8 protein-coding genes are annotated in these 10,305 nt (G+C 27.1%); 5 read left to right on the plus strand and 3 right to left on the minus strand.

What is annotated here, in order from left to right:
• Nucleotides 1–118: 118 nt before the first annotated feature.
• The gene (locus VBM89_RS02630) at nt 119–1,246 is read left to right on the plus strand and encodes an HAD family acid phosphatase (RefSeq protein WP_323188702.1); all 1,128 of its coding nucleotides are present in this window, start codon (nt 119–121) and stop codon (nt 1,244–1,246) included.
• Nucleotides 1,247–1,281: 35 nt separating this feature from the next.
• Here the strand turns inward: VBM89_RS02630 and VBM89_RS02635 are convergent, their stop codons facing one another.
• The 3 genes from VBM89_RS02635 to VBM89_RS02645 form a co-directional block, all read right to left on the minus strand.
• Complete coding sequence (locus VBM89_RS02635; protein WP_323176757.1) at nt 1,282–1,494, minus strand: RNA-binding S4 domain-containing protein; 213 nt, start codon at nt 1,492–1,494, stop codon at nt 1,282–1,284.
• A 2-nt stretch (nt 1,495–1,496) separates the two neighbouring features.
• Nucleotides 1,497–2,624 carry a DNA polymerase III subunit beta gene (locus VBM89_RS02640; protein WP_323188703.1) on the minus strand — a complete coding sequence of 376 codons (1,128 nt, stop codon included), beginning with the start codon at nt 2,622–2,624 and terminating at the stop codon, nt 1,497–1,499.
• A 123-nt stretch (nt 2,625–2,747) separates the two neighbouring features.
• Nucleotides 2,748–4,154 carry a DnaA ATPase domain-containing protein gene (locus tag VBM89_RS02645; RefSeq protein WP_323188704.1) on the minus strand — a complete coding sequence of 469 codons (1,407 nt, stop codon included), beginning with the start codon at nt 4,152–4,154 and terminating at the stop codon, nt 2,748–2,750.
• Between the two features lie 263 nt (nt 4,155–4,417).
• On the opposite strand from VBM89_RS02645, the gene VBM89_RS02650 reads away from it, so the two are divergent.
• Genes VBM89_RS02650 through ftsH form a run of 4 tightly spaced genes read left to right on the plus strand, consistent with a single transcriptional unit; the run spans nt 4,418 to nt 10,267 of the window.
• On the plus strand, nt 4,418–6,700 hold the full coding sequence (locus VBM89_RS02650; protein ID WP_323188705.1) for an AAA family ATPase: 2,283 nt from the start codon (nt 4,418–4,420) through the stop codon (nt 6,698–6,700).
• A complete protein-coding gene (gene pth / locus VBM89_RS02655) occupies nt 6,700–7,257 on the plus strand; it encodes an aminoacyl-tRNA hydrolase (RefSeq protein ID WP_323188706.1) in 558 nt (185 codons plus the stop codon). The genes VBM89_RS02650 and pth overlap by 1 nt, the downstream gene beginning before the upstream one ends.
• Nucleotides 7,238–8,113, plus strand: a complete 876-nt coding sequence (tilS, locus tag VBM89_RS02660) for a tRNA lysidine(34) synthetase TilS (protein WP_323188707.1) — start codon at nt 7,238–7,240, stop codon at nt 8,111–8,113. The genes pth and tilS overlap by 20 nt, the downstream gene beginning before the upstream one ends.
• A gap of 57 nt (nt 8,114–8,170) precedes the next feature.
• On the plus strand, nt 8,171–10,267 hold the full coding sequence (gene ftsH / locus VBM89_RS02665) for an ATP-dependent zinc metalloprotease FtsH (protein ID WP_323188708.1): 2,097 nt from the start codon (nt 8,171–8,173) through the stop codon (nt 10,265–10,267).
• The last annotated feature ends 38 nt before the right edge of the window (nt 10,268–10,305 follow it).

The following is a 10,305-nucleotide window of genomic DNA, read 5'->3' on the forward strand; positions in this document are numbered from 1 at the left end:
TGCGTTATTTTTTACACATTTTGTGAAAAAAATAACTATTTACTTAACTTATAGTTAAGTATGTAATAAAATGAATTTATATTTATTATTTTATTTACTCAATTTACTAAGGAGATTTATGAAAAAATTAAAATACTTATTGTTTGGAGCAGGTTCAATTATTTTAACTGCTGCACCTGTTGTTACTAACTCATGTCATTCAGAAAAAACACCTGAAGTGCCTAAAGTAAAAACATACACAGAAGAAGAAGTTGCTGAAAAAATTAAAGCAGCTCAAACTTTAATCGCAAATGGTGGAGGAATTGGTAGTTCAAATGCATGAAACTCATTCTCTGGAGAAAAACATGCTATGGGGATGCAAGTTTACAAAAATGCTAAAGCTGCTTTTGACAAAATGATTACACAACCAAATGTTGATTTAACTAAAGTTAATATTTCTGGTGATGAAATTGTTGTTTCAGCACCAGAAGAAGGTAAATTCATTCCAGTGGTATTCATGGATTTAGATGAAACTGTTTTAAATAACTTTAAATACCAAAACTATTTATTCCTTAACAATAAATCATACGATGGACGTGCATGAGATGATTTTGTTAGTCAAGCTATTTCTACAGAAGTTCCTGGGGCAATTGATTTTATTAAGCATGTTTACTCAAAAGGTGGAGTAGTATTCTTTAACTCTAACCGTTCTCAAAAATGACATAAAGAACCAAGTAAAACAAACTTAATTAATTTAGGACTTGAAGCTAAATATATGCCTGATTTTGTTTGATGAATGCAAGGTGTGGATTTAGCTAATAAAGAAAAACCTTATTCATCATCAACCACTACAAAATCAGAAAAAGAAGAAAGAATGCATCTTGTAAATAATAATAAAATTACAATTGGTGAAACACCAGTTCAATTCAAGGTTGTTATGAGAGTTGGGGATGATATTTCTGATTTCAATGACAACTTCACTAAAAAATCAGGTGTAACTTCAGAACAAGTTGTAGGTGAACTTAAATCTGATTCAAATAGATATGGTGACTTATTCGGAAATATGGATATTTCTGTAATGGGAACATACTATAACAAACAAACAGGTGCTTGAGAAGATGAAACTCACTCTGAATCATATGTTTTAATTCCTGGAAACTCATCATATGGAAGTTGATTATCACATTTAATCGGTCAAAAGGGATACAACTACGCTAAGATTGCTGAAAAATTAAAAGGATTTATTTACGTTCCATCAAAAAGTTAGTTAATTTAATATAAAAAATAAACCAATAAAATGGTTTATTTTTCTTTTTCAATTACATAAATTTGGTCATTTATTCAAACAACATCACCTGGGTGTATTTTTGAAGATCTACCTTCAGGTTTTTTATTATTAATTTTAATATCATTTGTCTCGATAAAGAATTTAGCTTGACCACCTGTATCAGTCTCATTAATTTTCTTTAAAAATTGACTTAATTTGATTGAATCACCTGTTATTTTAATTGTCATAATTAATTGTTATAAAACTTTCTTAATGGTGTAATTAACTGAATATGTGAATTATCATTTTCTGTTAATAAAAGTACTCTATCTTCTTTTTCAGAAATGAAAATATTAATATTACCTGGTTCTAACTGTGAAACTGCATCCTTGATATAAATGTAGTTAAAGTCCATATCAATAGGTTTTCCTTCTAAAATTTGAAATTTATTCGAAACAGCCTTTCCTGTTCCGATTTCAGGAACTTCAAATAAAACTTTAATTTCATTTTCATTGAATGAGAATTCCATTTTTCTATCTTTTTCTGTAATTTGGAATAAAGCTGTATTAATAACTTTTAATAATTCTTCTTTTTCAATAGAAAATCTTCTTGTATATTTTGTCTGGAACAATGATGAAATATCGATATATTGAATTTTACTTACAGAAATATAAATTACCGTATTTTCGTAAGAAATACCTATTTTATGCTCATCAAAGAATAATTGAACTTTTTCTGGTGCGTCTTTTGTAATAAGTTTTTTAAGACTTTTTGCATCAACTGTTAAATCGATATCAACTTTCTTATCAACTTTTAAAATTTCAGTTGAAAGTCTATATGAATCGGTTGCTACAAATCTTACATTTTCTGAATTTTTAGATGTTATATTAATACATTTAAAAACTATTGAGTTTAATTTATCATTACTTATTGTTGTTGAAATTGAAACATTGTTGATAATTTTATCTAATCTCTGGGCGTTGATTTTAAGAGTGTTTTTTTGATCTTCAAAATTTGTATCAATATATTGTGTAATATCATTTGTTGTTAAAGTAAATGAAGTTGAACCTTCATAAATATCAATTAAATTACCTCTTTGTTTAAAAGTAATTTCTTTATTAAATTTCTTAATAATGTTTTTTAATAAAGAAGCTAAAATACAAAGTTTTCCTGCTTTTTCAACTTTGATTTTATCTTCATCAATTTTAATAACTTTTCTAGCTGCTATAGATGCGTTAGCTGCTGTTAAAACTAAGTTTTGGCTATCTAATTCAATCTTAATTGTTCTTGATAAATAATGCATATCATTATTATCAATATAATTAGACATAAATTCAATCAATTGATTTATTAAATGTTTTGAAATTGTAAATTTCATATCTTCTCCTTAATATAAATATTAACAGTTGTTAATATGTTTATAACTTTCAAAAAGTTAAATTTTAGTGTGTTTTTCTATTATTTTTTAAGTTTTTAGTTAAAAATAAATGTTTATAAATTATTAATAATTCTTGCGCATCTTATCTTCTACTTCATTTATAACTTTTTTAACTTTAATATCATCTTTAGTATTTATTTTCTTTAAAGCACTTAATATAGTTGAATGATCTCTTTTAAATAATTTACCTAATTCATTAGATGAATAATCTAAATGCTTTTTAATCATATAAATTGCAATTTGTCTAGCTAAAAAGATATTAGATTTTCTTGATGGGCTTAAAATGTCTTTAACTGGTATTTTGTAATATTCTGAAACAGCTTTTAAAATTATTTCATCAGTAATTTCTGCTTTATCTTTAATAAAATCACCAAAAATATTTTTAATTGTTTTTATAACTAAAGTTTTTGGTAATGATTTAATTTCTTTTTCGTAGAAACTTAATCTTTTTACAGCGCCTGTAAGTGTTCTGATTGAATTTGAATTATTTCTTATGATGAAATCTTTTGATTCATCATCTAATGTGTTTGTGTCGAAGTTGTTTTCTGTAAGTAAGAAATCCAAAATCTTATGTAAATCTTCTTGTTCAGGTTGTTTGATTTTTGTAATAAACCCAGATTGAATTCTCGAAACAAGTCTTTCATCAAATATTTTAGAAATTCCATTTATATCTGTATCTGAACAAAAAATGGTTAATTTACCTTTTTCCATTCTACTATCTAGAACTTGGAAAATATAATCCTTTGTAGCTTTTTTATTCCCTGAACCATACAATTGGAAATCGTCAAACATTAAAACGTCGTAATTATCAATCAATTTCTTCTGAAATTTATTAAGAACATCAACCGAATTTTCTTTTAATAAAGGTTGAATTCATCGAATAAACTCAGTTGCATTAACAAGAAATGATGATTTACCTTCTTTGTTTAAAGCATTAGAAATAGCTTTTAAAAGGTGAGTTTTACCTAAACCGGAGTTACCTGTAATAAACAAAACTTCTAGTTTGTATTCATCGTCAATAATTGACTTACAAATATTTAAAGCTTCATCATTGAATGAACCATGAATATAGTTATGAAATGTATATTCAATACCATCTGTTTTCTTTTTATTTGTTGTAGGTATCTGAATATTTAAGTTTTTACTCTCTTTTTCAGTTTCTTTAAGTGCATCTAAGGTCTCTTTATCAATTATTCTGTAAGCAATATTCGCTCCAAAAATTTCTTTGACTGACTTATCAAAAACATTTTTGTAATAATTTTTAAATGAACTTAAATTAGGATGGACTTTAGGGAAATAAATAACAACTTCATTGTTTTTGAAACTAAGAATTGTTAAATTTTTAAAAAACGTTTTAAAAGCGAGATTATCTTGAATTTCATTCTTTATATACTCAATATAAAGTTCATTGTAAGAGTTTAATTTCGCTTCTTCTTTGTTTTTTTCTTCATCGAAATTATTAATATTCATAGCTAAATTTTATTACTATATAAAAAACATATTTAAAAATAAGTTATAAACAACTTTAACAACATATTTATCCAAAAGTTATCCACAACTAAAGTATCTAAAATATAAGTAAAAAAGTATTTATTAACATATTAATATTTTATTGTTTTAAGTATGTGGATAACTTATCGAAAACAATCCAATTTGACACCTAAAATAAAGGGTGATATATAAAAATTAAATCTTTATAATTTAAATAAATAGATAGAAAGTAAGGAGAGAAAATGAAGGGTAAATTTATTAAGCAAATTAAAGGTGGTAAAGAATTAGGTTGAGCACTTATGTTATTTTTACCTGAAGGTAAAAGTCAAACATTCTTAGTTTTTGTTACAAATGTCTTTCCAAATTTATATAAAAAATACGAAGTTGAGTTCGGAGATAATCCTAAAGCTAGTTACAAAAACTCAAAAATTATTAAGAATTTAGAGTTGATAATCGAAGATGTGCAAACAGATTGAGTTGATTATCTTTCAAAAAATGTACCTAACATCGGAAAATTAACCGCTAAAAAAATAATTGATGAATTTGGTCAAGATATATTTACTAAACTAGCAGATATTGAAAATTATAGAGATGAATTATTAAGTGTAATTACAGATAAACAACTAGAATCGTTAGTTAAATATTATGAAGAAAATAGTGCAAGATTAAAATCACTACTAAACTTAACTGAAGAAGATAAGAAAAATATAAATTTATTTAATAACCCAAGAGTTAGTGATTTAGTTGAAAAATTAGCAACTATTCACGGTTCTAGAGAATTTAACTTCATTGAATATTACAAAAACAACTCTCCCTATTACTTGTTTATTGATAAAGTAATTGATGATATTTTTAAAGTTGATACTTTTGCATTCTTATTGAACTGAACTAAAGAAAATTATCAAAGATACGTAGCTTACTTATATAAAGTTGTTTGAGATTTAGAAACTCAAAACAGTACAATTTTTGATTTAGACACATTGCAAGTGAAATTCAAAAAAGCTATCGAAGATGCGAATATAAAATGAAATTCATTAATAAATGAAGAAGAAAGCGATTTTGCATTCATAAAAGATGAAATTGATGTAGATATCATTTTTGAAAGATTTATTAGAGATGAACATTTAATTCAAGTTTTACCTGGTTTCTTTACTTTGAAAGCTACATTTGATAAAGAAGCATATATTTACAACAGATTAATGAAATTAGCTAATTCAGAATTAATTTGCAAATTAAAACCTGAAGCTATGATTGATTTGAAATTCTTATCAAAGCAACAAAAAGCTGCTTATGATAATTTCATAAACAAAAATATTTCAATAATAAGTGGTGGACCAGGAACGGGAAAAACATTTGTTATTAAGCATATTTATGAAACATTAAAGAAAAACAAAGTTAAAGCAAATGAATTCGCTATCTTAGCACCAACAGGTAGGGCTGCAACTAATGTTTCTATAAAGATTAAATATCAAATTAGAACAATTCACAGCTACCTACAAATAGCTAATACTGATGAAAAAATTTCTTTAACTAATTTAGAGGAAATTGTTGATTTAAGAATTTTAATTATTGATGAGTTTTCGATGATTGATGTTAACTTATTAGATAAATTGTTAAAAGCAAGTCCTAAATTAGAAAAGATTGTTTTAATTGGGGATGCTTTCCAGTTACCAGCAATTGGACCAGGTAACTTATTAGATGATTTAATTTTTTCACAAAATATACCTACAACATACTTAACTAAGTTTTATAGAAGTGATTCAGAAACAATTTGAAAACATTTTTCAAATATTAACAGAGGTGAAGTTGATGATTCAATGTTTAAACCTTCTGAAGTTGATTTAGTTAAAGTAGATAACAAAAACTTTCATAATGATTTATTAACGTTATATACAAAGGAAGTTGAAAAATTCGGAATTAATAACGTTATTATCCTTATTCCAACTTACAGACATCAATATGGAATTAATGAAGTTAATAAGAAAATTCAAAATGCAATAAATAAAAATGATGTTTTTGCAACAAATTGAAAAAACTATAGTCAAATTGAATATAGAATAAACGATAAAGTTATGCAGTTAGAAAATAGAAACAACGAAAATATTTCTAATGGTGATATCGGTTATATAACTGATGTTGTTTATGAGGATGCGACCTCTAAATCAGGTAACAAAAAAGTTAAGAAAATTAAAGTTACTTTCTATAGAGGAGATGAATGAAAAAAAGAAATTGAGTATTCATTAAGAGAATTTCAAGAACAAATTCAACTTGCATATAGCACTACAATTCATAAATTCCAAGGTAGTGAAATTGACTCTGTTATTATGGTGATTCATAATGAACATGCGTTTATGCAAAGCAAAAAAATGCTTTATACAGGTGCATCAAGAGCGATTAAACACTTGCAAATATTTATTGACCAAAGTGTTGATTACAAAAGTTTAATTGAAAGAATACACGCAACAAGTGCTAATCAAGTGCATACAAACTTAAGATTCTTTATCCAAACAGAAAGAAGGGTGTAATGAAATTAATAGTTGGTTTAGGAAATCCAGGAGATAAATACAAATACACTAGACACAATGTTGGTTTTATGGTTATTGATAAAATCTGTAAGCAAATGGGTGTCGAGTTAAATAAATCAAAATTTAATGGAGAATATATTAAGTTAGATGATTTAATAATTGCAAAACCAATGACTTATATGAATAAATCAGGTGAATTCGTTCAAGCAATAGCTCAATTTTTCAAAATTAATCCTGATGATATTTTGGTTATTCACGATGAAAAAGACTTTCCACTAGGAAAAACTGCAATTAAAATTGGTGGTTCAGGAGGAAGTCATAACGGTGTTTTAAACATTGTTCAAATGCTTAGTACTCAAGAATTTAAAAGATTAAAAATTGGAATTAATACGGAACACGCAGAACCATTAAGAGATTTTGTTTTAGGTAATTTTACACCTGAACAAATGTTGGTTTTAGAACCTGTGTTAAATAAAGCTGCTGAAGCTTCAATTTCATTTGTCTACAATGACATCCTAACTGTTATGAACAAATACAATGTCAAATCAAAAAACTAAATATTTACTAGCTGTTAGTGGTGGACCAGACAGTATGTTTATGCTGAATGAATATAAAAACAAAAACATAATTGTCGCTCACGTTAATTACAATCAACGTGCTGATAGTGGTTTGGATCAAAAAGTAGTTGAAGATTTTTGTAAGAGACATAATATCAAGGTTTATGTTTTAGAGTTATCTAAAAACGATTATGTTAAAGGTAACTTTCAATCTTGGGCTAGAGACCAGAGATACAAATTTTTCAAAGAAGTTTATGTAAAAGAAAATTGTGACAAATTGTTAATTTCTCATAATAAAGATGATTTTTTTGAGACTGCATATATGCAAAAGCAGTCTAAAAGAAATGTTTTGTTCTATGGAATAAAACAATCAAATCTTATTGATGGAATTAATATTTATAGACCTTATTTATTTAAGTATTTTAAAAATACAATAACAAAGAAAAATCAAAAAAATCACACACCTTTTTGTTTTGATTACACGAACAATTTACCTAAATATTCAAGAAATAAAATAAGGTTAAATTTCGCTAAAAAAACAATCTATAAAAATACATTTATAACTTGTACACTAGTAAAAAACTTCTTTTTAAGTTTCAAAAGAAAAAAAATTCAAAAAGAATTTCAAATTTGAAAAGAATCAAGATTTAAGCAAGATGTTTTTGAAAAACTCAAGCACAAAAAACATTTAGTTTATCAATACATTCACACATATTTTTCTGATGAAAACATTGAATTAAGCTCATCGAAAATCAAATCAATTATTGATTTTATCCTGTCTAAAAATAGAACTTCAAAATACCTTCTAAAGAACGGTTTATATTTTGTCAAATTAAAGGGTGAATTGCTAAATTAATAAGGTATAATATAAAAAAATATTAAATAATAAAACATCTCAAAGAAAGGAGATAAAATGCCAAGAAAAAGACGTTGACCTGGTATATTGATAGCTTTTGTTGTTGTTTTAATAATATCAGTTGGACTTTACTTAATTATCAGTAAGTTAACAGGTCCTCAAAATATTTCAACAAGCAAATTTGTTGAATACATCAAGGATGCAGCAAATAGTCAAGATGATGGAACATACTTTAAATTAATTAAGTTTGATCCTTTCACTAATCAAATGCACGGTACCCTTATAAAAAATAATAATCAACTTGAGATTGTTGCACCTGGTTCATTCAACTTCATAAATGAAGTGTATGAAATTAAAGATCCTCTTAAAGAAGCAACAAAATTTGTAAATAATGGTGTGGTAAGTTCAGGAGAAATTCAAAATGCAGCAGCACCACAACCGGGATTCTTCTCAACATACATTCTTCCATTTATTCCTACATTATTATTCCTTGGAATAATGTTCTTTATTTTTAGATCACAAGCTAAAATGATGTCAGGGCAAGGTGGGGCTATGTTTGGTGACAATAGTCCTGCTCAAATTATTAAATCAGATAAAAAATTCTCTGATATTGCAGGAAATAAAGAACCAATTGAAGAAATTTCAGAAATAGTAGATTACTTAAAAAATCCTAAAAAATATGAAGTGTCAGGAGCCAGAATGCCTAGAGGTATTCTTTTAGGAGGTCCTCCTGGTACAGGAAAAACTTTATTAGCTAAGGCGACAGCAGGAGAAGCTGATGTTCCATTCTTCTTTGTATCAGCATCTAACTTTGTTGAGTTATTTGTTGGTATGGGAGCTAAAAGAGTAAGACAAGTTATAGCAGAAGCACGTAAAAATGCGCCAGCAATTATTTTTATTGATGAGCTTGATGCTATAGGTAGAACAAGAGGAAGTGGTATTGGTGGAGGTCACGATGAACGTGAACAAACACTTAACCAACTTCTTGTTGAAATGGATGGTATTAAAGAAAACTCAGGGTTATTATTTATTGCAGCTACAAACCGTACAGACGTTTTAGACCCTGCTTTAACAAGACCTGGACGTTTTGATAGGGTTATTACAGTTGGATTACCAGATGTAAAAGAACGTGAAGCAATTTTAAAACTACACGCTAAGGGTAAACGTATTTCAAATGATATTTCGTTTGAAAATGTTGCAAGAAGAACACCTGGTTTCTCAGGAGCTCAATTAGAAAACGTAATTAACGAATCCGTTCTTTTATCAGTTAGAGAAAATACAGGTATTATTACAAGAGATCAAATCGATGAGGCAATCGATAGAGTTATGGCTGGTCCGGCTAAAAAATCTAGAACTATTACTAAGGAAGAATTAACATTAGTTGCTTACCACGAAGCAGGACACGCTGTTGTTGGTATAAAAGTTCCTGGTGGTAATAAAGTTCAAAAGATTACTATTATTCCACGTGGTCAAGCTGGTGGATATAACTTAATGATGCCTGAAAATGAAAAATACAACTATACTAAAGAAGAATTATTAGCTTCTATAGCAAGTTTTATGGGTGGTAGAGCAGCAGAAGAAATTATTTATGGAGAAGATAAAATTTCAACAGGTGCTGCAGATGATATTTCGAAAGCAACAGCAATTGCTAGAAGAATGGTTACTGAATTTGGTATGTCTGATTTAGGTCCGATTAAATATCAAGAAGAAGAAGGTTCTCCATTCTTAGGAAAAACTTTAGCTACAAGTTCATCAATTTCTAACCAAATTAGCCACGAAATTGATCTTGAAGTTAGAAAAATAATGTTAGAAGCTAAAAATATAGCTACAAAAGTTATTAAGAAAAATAGAGAACTTTTAGAGTTGATTAAAACTTCATTACTTGAAAAAGAAACAATTGTTGCAGAAGAAATTGAATACATTGCTAAAAACTTACAATTACCTCCTGAAAAAGAAAAATCAGAAGAAAAAGCTAGTGCTGTAGGTTTAGATGAATTAATTCAAATGACTTCTGACCCTAATATTGGACAAAGTACACAAACTGATTTTTACGATAAAAAAGAAGAAAGTATTTCTGCTGACTTAGTTTCAGATGTAGTTATTGATAGTGATAATCCGGTCACAGAAGATGGAACTGAAATTGAAAAATTATAGTGATTAAACAACTGGTTTTCCGGTTGTTTTTTTTATAC

The organism is Mycoplasma sp. 1199 (genome assembly GCF_034863365.1).
Classification (GTDB): domain Bacteria; phylum Bacillota_I; class Bacilli_A; order Mycoplasmatales; family Metamycoplasmataceae; genus Mycoplasmopsis.